Genomic DNA, 18513 nt, shown 5'->3' on the forward strand with positions numbered 1-18513 from the left:
TATATGTGAGAATGAGAGGACCATTTGCCGCGTGTTCAAAAAATAAAAAGGAGATATTATGTTATGATTTATATCGAAAATAACAGTCATGATCCTACCTATAATCTGGCCTTTGAAGAATATGTATTTGCAAAAACCAAGTATGACGAACCAATATTGCTGCTCTGGCAGAACGGTCCTTCTGTGATTGTGGGAAAGTTTCAGAACACTTTAGAGGAAATCAACTATGATTATATTCGGGAAAAAGGCATTAAAGTCGTGCGGCGAAATACCGGTGGGGGCGCGGTTTACCATGACCTGGGAAACCTGAATTATTCGTTTATCATTCCCGATGTGGAGATGAAAGTGGATTTTAAAACCTTTACCACGCCTATCGTAAAGGCGCTCCGATCTTATGGAATTGACGCCGAACAGACCGGACGTAACGATATTCTGGCAGGCGGCAGAAAATTTTCCGGAAACGCCCAACAGTTCAGCGGACACAAGCTGCTGCACCATGGGACCCTGATGTTTGATGTACATATGGAGGATGTAGCGGACGCTCTGAACGTAAAAGCCGGAAAATTCAAATCAAAGGCCACCAAGTCGGTGCGCAGCCGGGTCACCAATCTAAAGCCGCTTTTTTTCGAGCAGAACGGCGGAAAGGATATGACCGTTCTTGAATTTAAGAAGCTGCTGCTGGACTGGTTTGGCCGGGAATACGACTTAAAAACCGTGGAACTGACCGAAGACCAGAAACGGGAAATCGAGCTGCTGCAGAAAGAAAAGTTCGCCACCGATGGGTGGAATTTTGGACGTTCTCCCAGGGCGGACATTGTCAGAGGGGATTTTTTCCGATGTGGACAGGTGGAATTCCATTTTGCTATTTCAGAGCATCGGATTCAGGAAGTGAAAATCACAGGGGACTTTTTTGCCAGCAAAGACATTGAAGAACTGGAAGCCATGTTCGCGGGCGTTTCCTATGACAGGGAAGGAATTCTGGCTGTTTTGCAGAACGCGGAGCTTGGAAGCTATCTGGGAGATGTGACGGCGGAAGAACTGGCGGATGTGATCGTGTAGAATGCGATGGAGCGTGGAAAAAGCTGAGAGAATTGTTGTAAATGATCAGGAAAGGGAACACGTTATGAAACAGTTTATCAAACAATTTCCGCTGCCTGTCTGCGGATTGGCTCTGGGACTGGCGTCTTCAGGCAATTTGCTGCAAACTTACGGAATCGGAGAATTAAAAGGTCTCTGTGGGGCATTGGCGGCGGTGCTGCTGTTCTTCATGCTGCTGAAAGGAATCTGCTTTGCCAATGTGCTGAAGGAAGAACTGAAAAATCCGGCGCTGGCGGGAATATCGGCAACCTTTCCCATGGCGCTGATGATTCTGAGCACTTATATCGCGCCACTTGCGTTTTCGGCGGCTATGTGCATCTGGCTGGCAGCGATTATTCTGCAGCTTGTCATCATGGTATTTTTTACAAAACGGTTTATTCTGAACTTTAAACTCGAAAGCATGGTGCCCAGTTACTTTATTGTATACGTCGGACTTGTGGCTGCGGCGATTTCATCAGTGCCATTCGAACAGAGCAGGATCGGCGCAGCGACGTTTTGGTTCAGCCTGTTCAGCTTTTTTCTTCTCCTGATACCGGTAACGCTGCGCTATATCCGGTATCCAAAAGTGCCGCAGCCCCTCCAGCCGCTGTTTTGCATTTACGCCGCGCCGCCCAATATTTGTCTGACAGGCTATTTGTCACTGGAAGCCGCATCTTCCTGCGGAATGGTGGCAGTCCTGTATCTGGCGGGGCTTCTTTCGTATCTGATTGCGTTTCTGTATCTTCTGCGATGCCTGAAACTTCCGTTTTTTCCAAGCTACGCCGCCTTTTCCTTTCCATTTGTTATCAGCGCGGCAGCATCCAAAGCGACTGCAGGCTATCTGGCAGGACAAGGTGGGTTAGAAGAAGTGGTCAGCATCATCGCGATGGCACAGACCGGAATTGCGGTGCTCCTGTTAGCTTATGTGTGCACCCGTTATCTTCTTTTTTTTCTGCGGGTCGGCAGTACGAAAGAATGAAAGCACAGAAGGAATCTTTTCCAAATCCATGTGTTCGTGCAGTGCGCAGGCCGCCGGAGCATCCATACTGCTGATGACAAAGAAACAGCAGGCAGGAGATACGGCCTGTATTCCTGCCTGCCGGAATTTGCGGCAGCGCGGGGCGCCTTTTAGTCGTGGATTTTCATGCCGTGCAGCATTTTTACAAAGCCCGGATCGCTGTGGTCTACGATTTCGCTGTGTCCCAGATCCAGCTTGGCGATTTCCCGCATATCCTCATCGCTGAGGGAGAAATCCCAGATGTCGATGTTCTGCTCCATGCGGTTTTTATGGACCGATTTCGGAATAACGACAACGCCGCGCTGCGTATTCCAGCGGAGAGCCACCTGAGCGGCGCTTTTTCCGTACTTTTCCCCGATTTTCGTCAGAACCGGGTGGGTGAAGATTCCGTGGTTTCCTTCCGCGAAAGGACCCCAGGCCTGCGGCTGCACGCCGTATTCCTTCATCAGAGCCAGAGCGTTTTCCTGCTGGAAGAAAGGATGAAGCTCTACCTGATTGACTGCCGGGATAACCTCTACAGTTTCACACAGATCCGCCAAGCGGTTGGGATAGAAATTGCAGACACCGATGGCTTTCAGCTTTCCGTCTTTATAGGCTTCTTCCATAGCGCGGTAAGCGCCGATATAATCCTTCATAGGCTGATGAATCAGATACAGATCCAGATAATCCAGTCCCAGATTTTTCAAAGAAGTCTCGATTGCCTGCTTCGCGCCTTCATAGCTGGCGTCCTGCACCCACAGTTTGGTAGTAATGAACAGTTCCTCCCGGGGAATGCCGCATTTGGCAATCGCCTGCCCGACAGCGGCTTCGTTCATGTAGGCAGCGGCTGTATCGATGAGACGGTAACCGCTGTTTATCGCGTCCAGCACCGCTTCTTCACATTGCCTGGGATCCGGAACCTGAAAAACTCCGAATCCTTCCTGCGGCATTTTTATTCCATTATTCAGTGTTACATATTCCATTTTCAATACCTCCCTAAGTTTATTATTCCTGTTTTCTGCCCTTATTTTACCGCCTGCCGATAAAAAAGCACAATACGGATTGAAAAACGTGCTATAATTGAAATGAATAGTGAAATCAGGAGGTCATCTATGATCGAGATGTACTTATTAGAACAGCTGCTGGCTTTTTCCCAGTGCGGAACCCTTTCCGCGGCGTCGGAAAAGCTGCATGTTTCCCAGCCCGCCCTCAGCCATTCCATGCAGAAGCTGGAAGAACTCATGGGTGTCCCACTGTTTGAACGTACGAAAAACCGGATCGCCCTGAATGAGAACGGAAAGCTGACGGCCGACTGCGCGGCTAAAATTTTAGAACAGGAGAGGGAGATGATCGAGCGGGTGCGTCTGCTGGATCAGAGCCGCAGAACCATTACCCTGGGAGCCTGCGCTCCGGTTCCCGTGGCGGATCTGGTGCCGATTCTTTCGCGAGTTTACAGCGGCATGACCATAGCCTCCGAAATTCGAAACAGCGATGAGGAGCTTCTCGCGGGATTGGAGAAGAATCAGTATCAGATCCTTGTCCTCCATGAAAAGCCGGAGGGAGAAGAGCTGTATTTTGAAGCTTACCGAGAGGAACATCTGATGCTGCAGCTGCCGGAAAACCATCCCCTTTCCGCGAAAGAACAGCTGTATCTTCAGGAAATTGACGGGCAGAACCTGCTGCTGTATACCAAGATAGGCTTCTGGTACGAGTTATGCCGCCAGAAGCTCCCCAACGCGCATTTCCTTATGATGAACGAATTTGACGCCTTTGGAGAAGTCGCCGGAGCCGGGGCGTTTCCCTCCTTTGTAACAGAGGCAGCGGCGGGAGGGGAACTTCCCGAAGGGCGGAAGGCAATTCCGATTCTGGATGAAGAGGCCAATGTGACGTATTACTGCGTATGCGCGAAGAAAGATAAAAAGAGGTTTGAGCCGCTGTACCAGGAACTGCGCAGATTTGAAAAACATTCTGACCGATAACCAAAACTCCCAATCGATCATATATTAAAACGATTGGGGGTAATTTTTTTGTATAAAGTAGTAATCATCGGAGGAGGCTGGTCCGGCTGCGCCGCCGCGGTATCCGCGCGAAAAGCCGGAGCGGAAGTGACTCTTCTTGAGAAAACCGACCTTCTGCTGGGTCTCGGCAACGTAGGCGGCATTATGCGCAATAACGGCAGATTTACAGCGGCGGAAGAAAATATCGCTCTGGGAGCGCGCGAACTTTTTGACATTACGGATCGCTGCGCGAGGCATACGAATGTGAATTTCCCGGGACACAGGCACGCCAGCCTTTATGATGTGGTGAAGGTGGAACCGCAGGTGAGAAGCCTGCTCAAAGACATGGGCGTGGAGATTCGCCTCATGAGCAGAGCTATTGACGTGGAAAAGCGCCGGGAGGAGCCGATTGTTGTGGATCGGATCCTTCTGGCTGACGGCGAGAAGGTAGAAGGCGATGTCTTTATTGAAACGACAGGCTCAACCGGCCCAATGGGAAACTGTCTTACTTACGGAAACGGCTGCTGCATGTGCATTCTGCGCTGCCCGGCCTTCGGCCCGCGGGTCAGCATCACCCAGAAATCCGGAAAAAGCGACATTATGGGAAAGCGCAAGGACGGAGCGTTCGGAGCGTTCAGCGGTTCCGGAAAACTGGAAAAAAGCTCCCTGTCGGATGAAATCCGAAAAAAACTGGAGGAAACCGGCGTAGCCGTAATTCCGGTGCCAAAAGAAGAGATTGTAAAAGAAAAACTGGATCTGAAAGTCTGTCAGCAGTACGCGCTCAATGAGTACGCGGAAAATATTATTCTGCTGGACACAGGCTATGCGAAAATTATGACCCCGTTCTTTCCTCTGGAGAGCCTGAGACGCGTGCCGGGATTTGAAAACGCCCGGTATGTGGACCCCTACGCGGGCGGAAAAGGAAACTCCATCCGCTATCTGTCCGTGGCGGAACGGGAAAATACCATGAAGGCATCGGGCATAGAGAATATCTTCTGCGGCGGAGAAAAATCCGGACTGTTCGTCGGCCACACAGAAGCCATTTCCACCGGCAGTCTGGCGGGACATAACGCGGTGCGCTACTTAAAAGGCATGAAACTTCTGGAACTTCCCACCGGCCTTGCGATCGGTGATCTGATTTCCTTTGCCAACGAAAACCTGCGGCACGAAGACGGACTCATGACCAGATACACATTCGCGGGGGCCGAATATTTCAAGCGAATGAAAGAAAAAGGCCTCTATTCCACCGATCCGGCAGCAATCCGGGAGCGCGTCAGACGGTACGGGCTGGAGGATATTTACAGCGAGCGTATGCTCTGACGGGCCGCTGAAAATCAGACCACGGATTTGGAAGGCCACGTTGCGGGGTTCATGGGATCAGGAATGTGTTTCTCCATCGTTTCCTCGTAGAGGGCGGCTTTCTTTTCCAGATAGGAAAGCCGCTTTTGGGCTTCCGCCAGCTGCGCCTGAGCCGCTTCCTTCTGTTCTAAAATGATCTGATAGCGCTGCGGGATCGTCTCATCGCCTTCCAGGCAAAGTTCAATATAGTGCCGGATCGCGTGGAGAGGCATCCCGCAGTCACGCAGATACTTGACTCCGGTCAGCCAATTTATTGCTTCTTCATCGAAAATACGGTTGTTATTTTTATCCCGCCTAAGAGAGGGAACCAGTCCTTTGTCCGAATAAAACCGAATCGTATGTTCCGAAAGTCCGAGCAGGCGGGAAACTTCCTTGACTGTATACATAAAAAACTCCTCACAAAAGATTGACTTCGAGTTGCTCGAAGGTGTTAAACTAATCATAGTACAGGCAGGAAATCCTGTCAAGAAAAGAGTAAAGGGAGGAGAACAATGGCATATTTAGGAGAAGAAATAAGAAAACTGGGATTCGGTCTGATGCGTCTGCCGCAGAAAGACGAAAAGATTGATGTGGAACAGGTGAAAGAAATGGTGGACCGTTTTCTGGAAGCGGGGTTTACCTATTTTGATACAGCATGGGCTTATGAGGGCAGCGAGGACGCCATCCGGCAGGCGCTGGTAGAACGGTATCCGAGAGAAGCGTACCAGCTGGCGACCAAAAATGCAGCCTGGATTAAGTGTAAAACCCGGGAAGAAGCGGTGAACCAGTTTGAGACTTCGCTGAAGCAGACAGGAGCGGGGTATTTTGACTATTATCTGCTTCACAATCTGGGAGAAAGCCGGACACAGTTTTTTGATGATTTTGATATGTGGAGCTGGATTCAGGAAAAGAAGAAGGAAGGCCTTATTAAACACGCGGGATTTTCCTTCCATTCCACGGCGGAAGAGCTGGATGAAATTCTGAATCAGCATCCGGAAATGGAGTTTGTGCAGCTGCAGATCAACTATGCGGACTGGGACAACCCGGCAGTCCAGTCCGGAGCCTGCTACGAAGTGGCGAGAAAGCACGGAAAGCCGGTCATTATTATGGAACCGGTCAAGGGCGGAATGCTGGCCACTCCGCCGGACTCGGTGCAGGAAATTTTTAAGAAAGCAGATCCGGACGCCTCCTGCGCTTCCTGGGCGATTCGGTTCGCGGCGGATCTGGACGGAATCATAACCGTACTTTCCGGTATGAGTAATCTGCAGCAGATGGAAGACAATCTCTCCTTTATGAAGGAATTTAAAGGACTTTCGGATGGGGAGAAAGAGGTTCTGAAAGCTGCCCAGGAAGAGATGAGCCGCATCCCGCTGATTCCATGTACCACTTGCAATTACTGTTCCAAGGTCTGCCCGGAAAATATCGGGATCTCCGGATCCTTTACAGCGCTGAATTACCTGACCCTTTATCAAAATCACGCGAGGGCGCTGCATCAGGAAAACTGGCTGGTGGGCGGACACGGAAAAAAACGCGCCATAGACTGTATCCGGTGCGGAAAATGCGAACAGGCCTGTCCGCAGCATATCGAGATTCGAAAAGAGTTGGAAAACGTCGCCAACGCCTTTGATATGAAGAAGGAAGCACATCAGGCAGAATAAAAATCCGCATACAAATAGGGACTTTTCCTCTCTGCCCGGTTGACCGCCGGGCCTGCGGACGATATAATATAAACAACATATGTCAAAAACAGAAAAGAGGAATTTGAGAAGATGGAAGAAAACAAAAGAGAATGCGGCGATACCAGCTGCACGGAAGAATGCTGCAGCGGATGTGAACATGCGTGCGGAGGACAGCAGCCTGACAGCTTGATCGAACCGACGAACGAATATAATGATATCAAAAAAATTATCGGCGTTGTCAGCGGAAAAGGCGGCGTAGGAAAATCCCTGGTTACTTCATTGCTCGCGGTAACCATGCAGAGAGCCGGCTATAAAACAGCGATTCTGGACGCGGATATTACAGGCCCGTCCATTCCAAAGACGTTCAAGCTGGAGGAAAAAGCGGTCGCCAATGAGCTGGGAATTTTCCCGGTAAAGACCAAAACCGGAATCGAGACCATGTCCGTTAATTCCATTCTGGAAAACGACACGGATCCGGTTGTGTGGAGAGGCCCGGTCATCGCGGGAACCGTCAAGCAGTTCTGGACGGACGTGCTGTGGGGAGATATCGACTATATGTTTATCGACATGCCTCCGGGAACCGGAGATGTGCCGCTTACCGTCTTTCAGTCCATCCCGGTGGATGGTATTGTTATCGTGACCTCACCGCAGGAGCTGGTGTCCATGATCGTTACGAAAGCGGTAAAAATGGCGGAACTGATGAACATTCCGATTGTAGGTCTTGTGGAAAACATGTCCTACTTTACCTGCCCGGACAACGGAAAGGACTATCAGATTTTCGGCGACAGCCATATCGAAGAAGTAGCGGCAAAACACGGACTGGATATTCTGGGAAGAATTCCAATCGATCCGAAACTGGCGGCGGCCTGCGACAAAGGCATGATCGAGCTGTTTGAGGGAGAATGGCTGGAGGAACTGGCTCATAAACTGGAAAACATGAAATAAAGAGGAGAAGAAATATGAATTTACAGGGAAATTACTGGGTCCCCTGGGCAATGGCGGGAATAATCGCTGTTGTACTTGTCCTGGTCAGCCTTCAGACGAGGCGCAAAAATAAAAGAAAATAGCAGAATTATAAAAAAGCGGTACAGCGGAACGGTGGTATGTCCATTGTTAAGTAGACAGGTTAATATTTAAAATAAAGCGCAGAGGGTGCCTGCATTTCACTTTGAAGTGTAGGCATTTTTCTATGCGCGCCATTTCTCTTTGGTTGCAAGTTTTCGGTTTAGTGCCTGGATTCGCAATATATTTTTTCTTCTTTTTACGGATTGAGGTATGAATTCCTGGCTTTTTTATGCCAGCTGAAAATAGTATTTTGGGATAGAATTCATAAACGCGCTGACATTTTCATGTCTGGCTGTTACAGGCAGCGTGCATCCGGAACCCAGAATAAAACCGCCATCTGCGCCGATGGTATCGATCAGTTTAAAACAGTAGCGTTCCATGTCCTCGGTATTGCCGAAGGTGAAAAGCTTGGCAGGCACATCTCCGCACAGGCAGGTGTGACCGCCCAGAATTTTTTTTGCATGAAAAATGTCCGTATAGCTGTCCAATTCGATAATCACTTTCTTAGGAGGAAGTTCTTTGAAGTATTCAAGGTTTCGTATCCAGTTTCCATCAAGGTGAAATACTGGCGTGACTCCCTTTGCGATGATTTTTTTTGCGGACCAGGAAAGGGAAGGCCAGAACACCTTCTCGAAAATTTTGTTCGAAAAAAATTCTCCGGAAAGCCTGGGCGGACCGATCATAATTCGTGGGATCCCCGTTTCTTCCGCGGTTTTCAGACAACCCTCTGTCAACTCTCTGGTTCCGATCATCACACATTCGGCCATTTGGTCCGGGTCGGAATACAAATCGTGAATAAAATTAGAAAATTTCCTGAGGTTTGAAAAGTGGGAAGCGGGAAAATACAAATGCGCCCCGTACAGGAAAGTCTGGCCACATTCCTGCGCGGAAGCAACTTCTTTTTTGTGCATATTCAACATCTGCCGCTCTGCTTTGAGGACATCCTCCTCCGAGGCGGCGTAGGTTCTTTTATAAAATTCAAGCAGATATTGCCGATAACTGTGTTGCAAAATAATTGCATAATCCTTTTGCTGCATATATTCATCTTCAATAAACTGAAACTCCGAAAATTTGCCCCCTTTGTCATACATGGCAGCAGGAATTTTCATTTTCATGAGCCCGATGATATTTTGGTATGGCGCGTGATGCAGGAAATAGAGAGAACGCCGGATGTTGAAGACGCGGTAATCCGCCCGGAGCATCTTGAAAATTCGCTGATACAAATCCCGATTGTTCAAAAAATCAAAAGTGGAGACATTGGCGTAACGCGCCGCGTAGCACTCGATCAGCGGCGCACAGGAAACCGGGTAAATCGGTCTGTGTTCGATTGCGGCAGTAATTCGCTTTTCTTGATAAGCCTGCTCCATCGGATAAGTTTGTCCCATATTCGCCATGCCTCCTCTGCTATCTAGCTTCAAGACTGTTGATGGTTTCGCCATGGCCCAGATGATCGTACGTGATCTCTGTATGTGGTGGGATCACATGGAATTCGGTCCCCCAGCGCCCGGAACCGATCCCTTCAAACAGGCGCTCCAGCGCCGCAACAGTGCCTTTTGACACCGTCAGATCCAAGCCAAGCGCATCAGCGATTTCTTCCGCTTCCGGAAGGTACTCATCTACAGGATAGGCTCCGGTATCAATGAGCATCAGCTGCTGATAGTTCGCAAACATACGCTTCATAATGCGGTACGCGTTTTTTTCATTGTATCGCCTGGTATAAAATTCGATCTCATTTTTTATGCTCTTTTCACTAGAGAGCCACCCGCGTGTCAGATAGTAACAGCCACAGTTGTGTGTCGGTTTGTCCTGGTTGCACAAAATCATTTCCGTACAATCGTTGAAGGCGGGGATGACGGCGCGCGCATTGCCGGTTGTAATATGAATAAACGCGTTTCCGCATAATCCAAAGGCAAAAACGATCGTATCAACATTATCAGTTTGATCGATAGCGCTCTGAAGATAGGCGCGGAGTTTTTCCGGATATGTATGCAGCTGGTTGTCAACCCAGATAACCGGGGTATTACAACCGGTGTTTTTTAAGGCGAGAACAACTTCGTCGCGAATCATTTCGCAGGCATAAATTATAGTAGACATCTTCGTACCCTCCTGCTTTTTCGTTAATTTCCAGTTAAAATTTTTTTAAAGATATCGTAACCGGAAACGAGATCATTTACCCAATTATCCGCTCTTGTAAAACGGCAGACATCTTTATCTACAGCGCCGCAGATTACCACATGAACCCGGTCCCGAAGCCCGGATGTTTCCAGCAGATTGATGGTTTCTTTCATGGAATCGTAAGACTCGGATACCAGGCCGGATAGAAACAGCAGAACCTTATTATACTGAGCGACCTGCTTCACAATCTCCTGCGGCGGGATGTCCACGCCGAGATCTTCTATCTCTACCCCCCGTGACAGGAAATAGGTTTTGGAAAGGTTTTTTCCAATGTCATGGATGTCCCCTTTTACGGTTGCGGCAATGACCTTTACTTGCAATTTTTCCGGCAGAGAAACATCACATGGATCCGAAAAATCCAGAATACCAATGACGCTTTCAAAAATAATACCTGCCATGATCAGGTCGGCGATAAAATATTCGCCGCTGTCATATGCATCGCTGATAAGAGAGATACCTTGCTGTATCTGATTGACAATCGAAAGACTGTTTTCACCGATAGCGATTTTTTCCTGAACCAGTTCGAGAACTAGATCTTCATCGAGTTCATAAACTGCCTGGATTAAATCTTTTTTCATAACACGAATCTCCTGCTTTATAATAATGATTCAGCCGTTAATTTGCTGTATTCGGACAGTATAAACATTTTCCCCCAAAGAATCGGAACCTGCTCACGGTCGTGAAAACTCTGGGAAATCACAAGGACAGAATCGGGCGCGCTGAGTTGAAAGATCTGCATCAGAGTTTCATCTGTCAGCATTGTACTCAATTCAATACTTTTTTCAAGGGCAAAGGGATAACGTTTTTCATACGCCTTGTCGGGGTGGGTCGCGTATCCAATGACTTCTTCGATGAGAGGACTCCCTTTACGATAGGGCAGATATTTCTGCGACCAGGCCGCGATTTTCTGGTTTGCGTAGTAAAGATGCTCCAGTACAATGGCTTTTTCTTTTTCATGAAGCTTTAGACGGAGCCGGATATCATCATCCGGGCGGACAATGGTAGAAGTTTTCAGCCGGATCTGATCTATCGTCACTTCGGTAAACTGATTGCTGTCGCAGCGCAGAATATATTGATCTATAGTAGGGCGGTTTACAAAATAGCCTTTTCCGGGAACGGAAGAAATATATCCTTCGCTCAGCAGGATGTTGAGCGCTTTGCGGATACTCATACGGCTCATGGAGTACTCCTGGCACAGAGCGTTTTCCGATGGGAGCATGTCCATGGGGCACAATTTTCCAATTTGTATTTTTTTCAGAATATCTTCTTTGACCTGCAGATATTTTGCTTGTGCCATGAAAGAGGAGTCCTTTCTGTGTAAGTTGTATATACAGCATGATAACATTAAACCGCTTTGCTTGGCAATTACTTTGCGGGAAAAAGAAAAGTTTTCTTAGAATTATCGATTCGGATGTTGACAGACGGATCGGAACCGTGTATAGTAACAACAAGATAACTTGTATATACAAGTATATACAAAAGGACGTGGAGCATATTCAGAAAGGATGATGGATGATGGAAAATAAGTTTGAACTTATCGCTAACGCATTAGGAGAACTGGACGAAGAGCAGTTTATGGAAGAACTGAATGCGCTGATCAAAGCGGATCCAACAGAAGATACTGCGAACGAAGCAGTGAAAGCGTGCGCGAAAGGCATGGAGATCGTTGGCAACTATTTTGAAGAGGAAGAGTACTTTGTCGGGGATCTGATTTTCGCGGCAGATATTCTGACAAACGGGTTCGACTTGCTGGCTCCTTACCTGGCGACAGACGGAGGCGACAAAATTGGAAAAATCGTATTAGGTTCCGCCCCCGGGGATCTGCATGATATCGGAAAGAACATCTTTATGAAAATGGCTGAAGCGGCAGGGTTCGAAGTGTTTGATCTGGGAGTTGATGTCGCGCCGGAGAAATTTGTAGAAAAAGTGAAAGAAGTAAACGCTGACATTGTGGGTATTAGCGGACTCCTGACATTATCGCTTGATACTATGGGAGATGTTATCAACGCCCTTAAGGAGGCAGGCATCCGAGATAATGTGAAAGTAATGATTGGTGGAAATCCTGTAACAGAAGCTGTTATGCTCAGAGTTGGTGCAGACGCGTACAGTACGAACGCGTCTACAGGGGTTAAACAATGCAAAGAGTGGGTGATGTAAGATGACAGATATGCGGAAATTATATAATGAAAGATGTGAGCGTGTTGCCAATGCGATCAAACATACTCCCGGAGACAGAGTCCCTGTTTCCGCGATGATCGAAACATGGGCAGGTCATACAATCGGACAAAATGTTGTTGATCAGGCGTACGATTATTCTAAGCTCAGAGAAGCGAATATCGCTATGGCCAGAGAATTGGGAGTTGATGTTCTCCCTCCTCCTCTTGGGGTAAGATGCGGGAATCTGTATACCGCAGGCGCGTCAAATGAATTCTTTTTCTTTGATAAAGAGGGGAAATCATACAATTCTGTACAGCATACTGAGGCGCCTGGCGGAGTTATGAGGGCTGAAGAGTATCCCGAACTGATCGCGGATCCATATAAATTTATCCTTGAAAAGCAGTTGCCTAGAAGATACAGAGAACTTGACACAACGCCGGAACATAAGGCGATGGTACTGGCGCAATGCGCAATGACGTATCAGACTTATATGGCTGAGGCGGTTGCGAAGCTGGGTGGTATCTTAGCGGAAGAATATGGAATGCCTCTTCTTTTCAAGGGAAGCACAGAAATGCCCATGGATTGTCTGATGGATTATTTTAGAGGGTTCAAAGGCATTAGTATGGACATTAAGAGAAGAAAAGAAGAAGTCATCGCGGCTTGCGAAGCGCTCTACCCATTAATGATCAAACGAGCGATCCACGGAGTAGAAGCAGGTATCTTCCCTACCATATTCATACCGCTCCATATCCCTACCTATCTGCGGCCCAAAGACTTTGAAAAGTTCTATTGGCCGACGTTTAAGAAGATGATTGATACAATGGTGGAAAATGATATTACACCGCATTTGTTTATGGAAGGCAACTGGGAGCCATACTATGACTTTATCAACCAGCTTCCGAAGCGCAAAGTTGTTGGACTTATCGAAAGCGGCGACTTTAAAAAAGCGAAAAAAGCTATTGGCGATACGATTTGCATTATGGGCGGTATGCCGACGGATGTCATTAATAACAGCAGCAAGGAAGAAGCGATTAACTACGCAAAGCAGTTGGTTGATGATCTGGCTCCGGGAGGCGGTTATATTTTCGCTTTGGATAAAGTGCTCATCGCGCCAAACGATGCCAATATGGACACTTTAAAGGCAGTATTTGAGGCCGTAAAAGAATACGGTAAGTATTAATGTCAGGAGGATGCAATGATAATTAAAACACCACCGATCGAATCGGAATTATTTCTGACCTGGGAAAAATATATCGAAAAATATCCGGAGTACGCTAATGCGCCAGACATAGTAAAAGAACAGTATGAAAAAGAAGTCGACGACCTTTTTGCTGCTGTCATACTTATGTCATCATTCTAAAGGGGGCGCAAGAAATGAAACGCCAGATGAGCAAATGGTTGGAAGAATACAGGAATGCAGCGGAAAAAAAGGCAATGCCGATACTTTCTTTTCCTGGCAAGACTTTGATAGACGCGGAACTGGATGCTCTTGTTCACAGCGGAAGACTGCAGGCCGATTGTATGGAAGCTGTCGCAAAAGCGTTTCCTCAGGCAGCGGCGACGGTAAGCCTGATGGATCTTTCTGTTGAAGCGGAAGCCTTCGGCAGCAAAATTTTTTTCAATAACACAGAACCGCCGGCTGTAATTGATTCCATAATCGAAACGGAAGAGGATGTAGACGCGCTCAGGGTTCCTGAAGTAGGAGAAGGCAGAACAGGTGAATGTGTTGAGGGCATCAGGCTGGCTTGTGAAAAGATAACGGATAGACCTGTGTTGGCGGGAATTATCGGACCGTTTACACTTGCGGGAAGGCTTATGGACATGTCAAAGACCATGATTGCATGCAGAAAAAAGCCAGATATGCTGCATAAGCTGCTTGAAAAGAACACAGAATTCCTAATTAAGTATGTATTGGCTATGAAAGCGGCCGGCGCAAATGGTGTTGTAATGGCTGAGCCTGCGGCAGGATTAATTAATCCGAAATTCAACAGGGCTTTTTCGCTTCCATATGTTGAGAAAATCCGGGCGGCATGTGAGGATGATAACTTTCTATTTATTTACCATAATTGCGGAGATACGATTCCTCAGCTTAAGGACATTCCTGAGCTGACAGGAATCAAAGCCGTACATTTGGGAAATGCCATTGATATGGAGGAGGCCTTGAGGATTCTTCCGGAACGTATTCTGGCAATGGGAAATCTTGATCCGTCAAATGTATTCTGTCTTGGAACACCGGAACTGGTTGCGGCAGAAACAAAGGCTATGATGGAAAAATGCGGGAAATACCCAAACTACGCACCGTCATCCGGATGTGATATACCGCCGGCCACTCCAATGGAAAATGTTGAGGCATTCTATCACGCGGTAGAAGACTTTTATAAACAGAAATAGTAAGATATACTAATGCAGTATGCAGTCTGACAGAATGCATACTGCATTCCTTTATTATTCTTAAGAACAGGGGCGGACAGAAATGACTATGAACACATACAGATGCACGGGGATCTGCAGCAAATGCGGACGTTGCCGGAATGAAAGCAGTCTTACAACGGCTAACGCGGCCAAAACAAAGATGATATATTTTCCAAGGGATTTCGTTCCGGATACAGGCGAGAAGGGGTACGGTGTGGCATTTGACATAGGCACAACAACGGTTGTCGGTGTGCTATGGGATTTGTGCCAGGCGCGACAGATAGCCACGCTGGCAGGAACGAATCCACAAAATGCGTATGGATCGGATGTGATCTCAAGGATTGCTTTTGCAAAGGCTGCGGTCGGTAATTTGCGGTTGTTGAGAGATGAAATTGTGAAGACTCTTAATGGTATGATAAAGCGTTTATGTGCGGGATGCGGTTTACCTGTAAATCAGGTGATGCGAGTTGTAATGTGTGGGAATACAACCATGTCTCATATTGTCTCCGGACACAATCCGGAGACTTTGGCGAGAGCTCCATATCTGCCGGAGTATGAAGGCATACTGAATTTTACTCCGAAACAAATGGAACTTGATATCAATGAACAGGCGAAAATTACAGTGATCCCAAACATTGCGGGGCATGTCGGCGGAGACATAACCGCGGGAATATTAGCCGTCCGATTATACGACGCGGGCGAAAGTACGATTTTCATTGATATCGGCACCAATGGAGAAATCGCGTGCAGCAATGGCAAAAAAATGTTTGCCTGCTCGACCGCGGCAGGACCTGCTTTTGAAGGTGCTTCAATTGAACAGGGGATGAGAGCGGCAGTCGGCGCAATTGAAAAAGTAACGCTGGAAGATGGAGATATCCAGTGCCAGGTTGTGGGAAACACAGATGCGGTCGGGATATGCGGTTCCGGACTGATTGACGCGGTTGCGCAGATGGTGAGGCTTGGGATTGTAAACCGTTCCGGACGGATATGCAAAGCGGAGGATTATCAAACAAGAACGGGAAGAACAAAGATTGCCGCAAGGATCCGAGAAGGTAAAGATGGAAGATATTTTGTACTGTCTGAGGTTCCAGACGGCTGTGTCAGAGTCACGCAGAAAGATTTGAGAGAAGTTCAGCTTGCGAAAGGTGCAATCAGCGCGGGTATTAAAATTATGGCTGAAAAAATGGGAACTAAGATTGAAAAAATAATGATTGCGGGAGCTTTTGGGAATCATATCAATGTTCGCAGCGCGATCACGATTGGGCTTTTGCCGGAGCTTGACGAGGGAAGAATCATTTCAGTCGGCAATACCGCGGGAGCAGGGGCTGTGATGGCAATGGCAAGCAAAAACGAAATGGAAAGGCTCTGTGCCGTTCCCGATTTTTTTGAACATGTGGAACTGGCTGCCCGCGAAGATTTTCAGAAAATCTATATGCGGGAGATGGCTTTCCGCCTGGAAAGTTGACAATCGTGATCATAGTTTATTCGCGATATCTACCGCCCGGCGGGCAATGGAAACGATGATTTTCGTTACCGCGCCTACAGCCAGAAGTCCAAGGGCGATAGCGCCCGCCATAGCTACCGTCTGGCTGCAGGTGGAGGCGGCGGCATCCAGATTTCCGTTTACCAACTCCGCCATGGTGTTGTACATCCCTGATCCGGGAACCAGGCAGAGAATTCCGGGAATAATAAAGACCGTAGCCGCGTCCTTAAAAAATCTTGCCGCCAGATCGCTGAGCAGCCCTACAAAGCATGCCGCGAAAAAACAGGCAATTACCGTGGAGGCTTCAAAAAACAGGCACATCTGATAAAAGGTCCAGCCCAGACCGCCGATTGCGGAAGCGATGGGGATATGTCTGGCGGGCACATGAAAGATGATGCAGAATCCCAGAGTCGCAAACAGGGCGAATACAAACGCCAGCAGAAGGGAAGTCATAAAATCGCACCTCCCAGCGTATTCCAGAGTTTGAGAATCATACCCGCGCCCGCGGCGAGAGAAATGGCGATGATAAAGGCTTCTACCGCTCTGGCCACTCCGGAGAGCATGTCGCCGGAGAGAAAATCCCGAATAGAGTTGGTAATGGCGACACCGGGGACAAAGATCATGACCGCCCCGATGATAATCGCGTTATAATTGGTATCGGGAATAAACGCTGTCGCGGTCCGGGCGAGGAAGGTCGCCACCGCGCAGCAGCAGAATCCCCGAATAAAGTAATTGATCTCATAACGGTTCAGCAGCAGAGATACAAGATAACTGATCCCGCCGAACAGAAAGGCGCAGAGAAAGTCGAGCATATTTCCGCCAAAGATCAGGGAGAAAAAGGAAGCGACCAGCGCCGCTCCGAGAAGGCGTACGGTAACGGGAAGCCGTTTGATATGATCGATTTCCTTCAGCCGTTTCATGCCGGCGTCCACCGAAAGATCCGTAGTTGTAAATTCTCTGGAAAAGCGGTTGATCTCGGAAATCTTTGTAAGATCCGTGTCCCCGCCTCCGCGGATGCGTTTGATATAGGTGTACATATCACTGTTGTCGTCGCCGGAATCCAGTGACACAAAAATACCGGTCTGCATGGCGAACACTTCCACATAGGGAATTTTACAGGCCTTGCAGATGCGTTCGATCGTATCTTCTACGCGGTAGATCTCCGCGCCGCTTTTCATCATAATTTCCCCGGCTCTGACCGCCAGGATCAATACCTTTTTATGAAGAGGATTAATCATACTGAAACACCTTTCTCCAACATTTTATTTTCTATAAGCAAATCCTGCCCCATTATAACAAATTTTCGGCAGGGGAGTAAATAAAGAAACACTTAAAACTTGCTGAAAATACAATGAATCATAACCTTTTCATTTGCGCGCAAATGTGGTAAAATCGATCGGGATAAATTTCGGGAGGGAAGAAACCATGCGGCTGAACAAATACATCGCTCACGCCGGGATCGCCAGCAGGCGGAAAGCGGACGAGCTTACGATAAATGGAAATGTTAAAATAAATGGTTTGACAATGCGTGAACCCGGGTATAATGTGAAACCTGGGGATGTTGTAGAAGTAAACGGACAGCGGATCAGCGGACAGGAAAAGATGGAATATGTCCTGCTGAATAAGCCGAAAGGATATATTACTTCCATGCAGGATGAAAAGGGAAGACCGGTTGTAACCGAACTGGTGGCGGATGTGGACGCGCGGCTGTTTCCGGTGGGAAGGCTGGACTACAATACGTCAGGAATGCTGATTCTCACAAACGACGGGGATCTGACCTATCGGCTGACCCATCCGAGGCATCAGGTAACGAAAACCTATCGGGCGCTGGTGTCCGGCGTGCTGTCAAAGGAAAAACTGTTCCGGCTGCGAAAGGGCGTGGATATCGGCGGGTTTGTAACTTCACCGGCTCAGGTGAAAATTATCCGGCAGGCGGAGCGCTCCGCGGTCGTGGACATAACCATACATGAGGGAAAAAACAGGCAGGTAAGAAAAATGTTCGCCGCAGTCGGCAATCCGGTTCAGGAGCTGCAGAGAACAGCCATTGGAGATCTGCGCCTGGGCAGGCTCAAAGAAGGCCATTACCGAAAGCTGACAAGGAACGAAATTGAGTATTTAAAAAACTTGTAAAGG

The 18513-nt window shown here is 48.0% G+C and carries 20 protein-coding genes; 12 read left to right on the plus strand and 8 right to left on the minus strand.

Going from position 1 to position 18513, the window contains the following annotated elements; all coding sequences use genetic code 11:
- Window positions 1–63: 63 nt before the first annotated feature.
- Window positions 64–1059, plus strand: coding sequence for a lipoate--protein ligase (locus H9L42_RS06185; protein ID WP_187302517.1), 996 nt, complete (start codon window positions 64–66; stop codon window positions 1057–1059).
- 64 nt (window positions 1060–1123) lie between these two features.
- Complete coding sequence (locus tag H9L42_RS06190) at window positions 1124–2056, plus strand: TDT family transporter (RefSeq protein ID WP_187302518.1); 933 nt, start codon at window positions 1124–1126, stop codon at window positions 2054–2056.
- A 149-nt stretch (window positions 2057–2205) separates the two neighbouring features.
- Here the strand turns inward: H9L42_RS06190 and H9L42_RS06195 are convergent, their stop codons facing one another.
- Window positions 2206–3057 (minus strand): aldo/keto reductase, encoded by an 852-nt coding sequence (locus tag H9L42_RS06195; protein ID WP_187302519.1) that lies wholly within the window; start codon window positions 3055–3057, stop codon window positions 2206–2208.
- Window positions 3058–3186: 129 nt separating this feature from the next.
- On the opposite strand from H9L42_RS06195, the gene H9L42_RS06200 reads away from it, so the two are divergent.
- Together H9L42_RS06200 and H9L42_RS06205 are read left to right on the plus strand one after the other, a co-directional pair.
- On the plus strand, window positions 3187–4053 hold the full coding sequence (locus tag H9L42_RS06200) for a LysR family transcriptional regulator (RefSeq protein ID WP_187302520.1): 867 nt from the start codon (window positions 3187–3189) through the stop codon (window positions 4051–4053).
- Between the two features lie 48 nt (window positions 4054–4101).
- Window positions 4102–5391 (plus strand): FAD-dependent oxidoreductase, encoded by a 1290-nt coding sequence (locus H9L42_RS06205; protein WP_187302521.1) that lies wholly within the window; start codon window positions 4102–4104, stop codon window positions 5389–5391.
- A gap of 14 nt (window positions 5392–5405) precedes the next feature.
- Here the strand turns inward: H9L42_RS06205 and H9L42_RS06210 are convergent, their stop codons facing one another.
- Window positions 5406–5816 carry a MerR family transcriptional regulator gene (locus H9L42_RS06210; protein WP_187302522.1) on the minus strand — a complete coding sequence of 137 codons (411 nt, stop codon included), beginning with the start codon at window positions 5814–5816 and terminating at the stop codon, window positions 5406–5408.
- 105 nt (window positions 5817–5921) lie between these two features.
- Here H9L42_RS06210 and H9L42_RS06215 point away from each other — a divergent pair, with 105 nt between their 5' ends.
- Entirely contained in the window at window positions 5922–7067 is a 1146-nt protein-coding gene (locus H9L42_RS06215; protein WP_187302523.1) for an aldo/keto reductase, read from the plus strand.
- Window positions 7068–7178: 111 nt separating this feature from the next.
- Window positions 7179–8033 (plus strand): Mrp/NBP35 family ATP-binding protein, encoded by an 855-nt coding sequence (locus H9L42_RS06220; protein WP_187302524.1) that lies wholly within the window; start codon window positions 7179–7181, stop codon window positions 8031–8033.
- A 347-nt stretch (window positions 8034–8380) separates the two neighbouring features.
- Here the strand turns inward: H9L42_RS06220 and H9L42_RS06225 are convergent, their stop codons facing one another.
- From H9L42_RS06225 to H9L42_RS06240, 4 genes are read right to left on the minus strand one after another with little or no spacing between them, the layout of a single operon-like run.
- On the minus strand, window positions 8381–9538 hold the full coding sequence (locus H9L42_RS06225; RefSeq protein WP_187302525.1) for a uroporphyrinogen decarboxylase family protein: 1158 nt from the start codon (window positions 9536–9538) through the stop codon (window positions 8381–8383).
- A gap of 19 nt (window positions 9539–9557) precedes the next feature.
- Window positions 9558–10247, minus strand: a complete 690-nt coding sequence (locus H9L42_RS06230; RefSeq protein ID WP_187302526.1) for a DUF1638 domain-containing protein — start codon at window positions 10245–10247, stop codon at window positions 9558–9560.
- A 23-nt stretch (window positions 10248–10270) separates the two neighbouring features.
- Window positions 10271–10906 (minus strand): cobalamin B12-binding domain-containing protein, encoded by a 636-nt coding sequence (locus H9L42_RS06235; RefSeq protein WP_187302527.1) that lies wholly within the window; start codon window positions 10904–10906, stop codon window positions 10271–10273.
- Window positions 10907–10923: 17 nt separating this feature from the next.
- A complete protein-coding gene (locus H9L42_RS06240) occupies window positions 10924–11625 on the minus strand; it encodes a GntR family transcriptional regulator (RefSeq protein ID WP_187302528.1) in 702 nt (233 codons plus the stop codon).
- A 215-nt stretch (window positions 11626–11840) separates the two neighbouring features.
- On the opposite strand from H9L42_RS06240, the gene H9L42_RS06245 reads away from it, so the two are divergent.
- From H9L42_RS06245 to H9L42_RS06265, 5 genes are all read left to right on the plus strand, one after another.
- Window positions 11841–12485 carry a cobalamin B12-binding domain-containing protein gene (locus tag H9L42_RS06245; protein ID WP_187302529.1) on the plus strand — a complete coding sequence of 215 codons (645 nt, stop codon included), beginning with the start codon at window positions 11841–11843 and terminating at the stop codon, window positions 12483–12485.
- Between the two features lie 10 nt (window positions 12486–12495).
- Complete coding sequence (locus H9L42_RS06250) at window positions 12496–13665, plus strand: uroporphyrinogen decarboxylase family protein (RefSeq protein ID WP_187302530.1); 1170 nt, start codon at window positions 12496–12498, stop codon at window positions 13663–13665.
- A 15-nt stretch (window positions 13666–13680) separates the two neighbouring features.
- Window positions 13681–13845 carry a hypothetical protein gene (locus H9L42_RS06255; RefSeq protein WP_187302531.1) on the plus strand — a complete coding sequence of 55 codons (165 nt, stop codon included), beginning with the start codon at window positions 13681–13683 and terminating at the stop codon, window positions 13843–13845.
- 14 nt (window positions 13846–13859) lie between these two features.
- Window positions 13860–14876, plus strand: coding sequence for a uroporphyrinogen decarboxylase family protein (locus H9L42_RS06260; RefSeq protein ID WP_187302532.1), 1017 nt, complete (start codon window positions 13860–13862; stop codon window positions 14874–14876).
- 82 nt (window positions 14877–14958) lie between these two features.
- On the plus strand, window positions 14959–16362 hold the full coding sequence (locus H9L42_RS06265; protein WP_187302533.1) for an ASKHA domain-containing protein: 1404 nt from the start codon (window positions 14959–14961) through the stop codon (window positions 16360–16362).
- 9 nt (window positions 16363–16371) lie between these two features.
- On the opposite strand, the gene H9L42_RS06270 is transcribed toward H9L42_RS06265, so the two are convergent.
- Both H9L42_RS06270 and H9L42_RS06275 read right to left on the minus strand, forming a co-directional pair.
- Window positions 16372–16833, minus strand: coding sequence for a threonine/serine exporter family protein (locus H9L42_RS06270; RefSeq protein WP_187302534.1), 462 nt, complete (start codon window positions 16831–16833; stop codon window positions 16372–16374).
- On the minus strand, window positions 16830–17618 hold the full coding sequence (locus H9L42_RS06275; protein ID WP_187302535.1) for a threonine/serine exporter family protein: 789 nt from the start codon (window positions 17616–17618) through the stop codon (window positions 16830–16832). The genes H9L42_RS06270 and H9L42_RS06275 overlap by 4 nt, the downstream gene beginning before the upstream one ends.
- A 187-nt stretch (window positions 17619–17805) precedes the next feature.
- Here H9L42_RS06275 and H9L42_RS06280 point away from each other — a divergent pair, with 187 nt between their 5' ends.
- Window positions 17806–18510, plus strand: coding sequence for a pseudouridine synthase (locus H9L42_RS06280; protein WP_187302536.1), 705 nt, complete (start codon window positions 17806–17808; stop codon window positions 18508–18510).
- Window positions 18511–18513 lie beyond the last annotated feature (3 nt).

It is taken from the genome of Zhenpiania hominis, assembly GCF_014333425.1.
Lineage (GTDB): Bacteria > Bacillota > Clostridia > Peptostreptococcales > Anaerovoracaceae > Hominibacterium > Hominibacterium hominis.

What these genes read in the sequence shown, in the direction of transcription:
- H9L42_RS06275 (WP_187302535.1), bottom strand. Translation starts at nt 17,618, where the DNA reads ATGATTAATCCTCTTCATAAAAAGGTATTGATCCTGGCGGTCAGAGCC.
- H9L42_RS06200 (WP_187302520.1), top strand. Translation starts at nt 3,187, where the DNA reads ATGATCGAGATGTACTTATTAGAACAGCTGCTGGCTTTTTCCCAGTGC.
- H9L42_RS06230 (WP_187302526.1), bottom strand. Translation starts at nt 10,247, where the DNA reads ATGTCTACTATAATTTATGCCTGCGAAATGATTCGCGACGAAGTTGTT.
- H9L42_RS06265 (WP_187302533.1), top strand. Translation starts at nt 14,959, where the DNA reads ATGACTATGAACACATACAGATGCACGGGGATCTGCAGCAAATGCGGA.
- H9L42_RS06215 (WP_187302523.1), top strand. Translation starts at nt 5,922, where the DNA reads ATGGCATATTTAGGAGAAGAAATAAGAAAACTGGGATTCGGTCTGATG.
- H9L42_RS06220 (WP_187302524.1), top strand. Translation starts at nt 7,179, where the DNA reads ATGGAAGAAAACAAAAGAGAATGCGGCGATACCAGCTGCACGGAAGAA.
- H9L42_RS06235 (WP_187302527.1), bottom strand. Translation starts at nt 10,906, where the DNA reads ATGAAAAAAGATTTAATCCAGGCAGTTTATGAACTCGATGAAGATCTA.
- H9L42_RS06210 (WP_187302522.1), bottom strand. Translation starts at nt 5,816, where the DNA reads ATGTATACAGTCAAGGAAGTTTCCCGCCTGCTCGGACTTTCGGAACAT.
- H9L42_RS06190 (WP_187302518.1), top strand. Translation starts at nt 1,124, where the DNA reads ATGAAACAGTTTATCAAACAATTTCCGCTGCCTGTCTGCGGATTGGCT.
- H9L42_RS06185 (WP_187302517.1), top strand. Translation starts at nt 64, where the DNA reads ATGATTTATATCGAAAATAACAGTCATGATCCTACCTATAATCTGGCC.
- H9L42_RS06270 (WP_187302534.1), bottom strand. Translation starts at nt 16,833, where the DNA reads ATGACTTCCCTTCTGCTGGCGTTTGTATTCGCCCTGTTTGCGACTCTG.
- H9L42_RS06260 (WP_187302532.1), top strand. Translation starts at nt 13,860, where the DNA reads ATGAAACGCCAGATGAGCAAATGGTTGGAAGAATACAGGAATGCAGCG.
- H9L42_RS06195 (WP_187302519.1), bottom strand. Translation starts at nt 3,057, where the DNA reads ATGGAATATGTAACACTGAATAATGGAATAAAAATGCCGCAGGAAGGA.
- H9L42_RS06250 (WP_187302530.1), top strand. Translation starts at nt 12,496, where the DNA reads ATGCGGAAATTATATAATGAAAGATGTGAGCGTGTTGCCAATGCGATC.
- H9L42_RS06240 (WP_187302528.1), bottom strand. Translation starts at nt 11,625, where the DNA reads ATGGCACAAGCAAAATATCTGCAGGTCAAAGAAGATATTCTGAAAAAA.
- H9L42_RS06225 (WP_187302525.1), bottom strand. Translation starts at nt 9,538, where the DNA reads ATGGGACAAACTTATCCGATGGAGCAGGCTTATCAAGAAAAGCGAATT.
- H9L42_RS06280 (WP_187302536.1), top strand. Translation starts at nt 17,806, where the DNA reads ATGCGGCTGAACAAATACATCGCTCACGCCGGGATCGCCAGCAGGCGG.
- H9L42_RS06255 (WP_187302531.1), top strand. Translation starts at nt 13,681, where the DNA reads ATGATAATTAAAACACCACCGATCGAATCGGAATTATTTCTGACCTGG.
- H9L42_RS06245 (WP_187302529.1), top strand. Translation starts at nt 11,841, where the DNA reads ATGATGGAAAATAAGTTTGAACTTATCGCTAACGCATTAGGAGAACTG.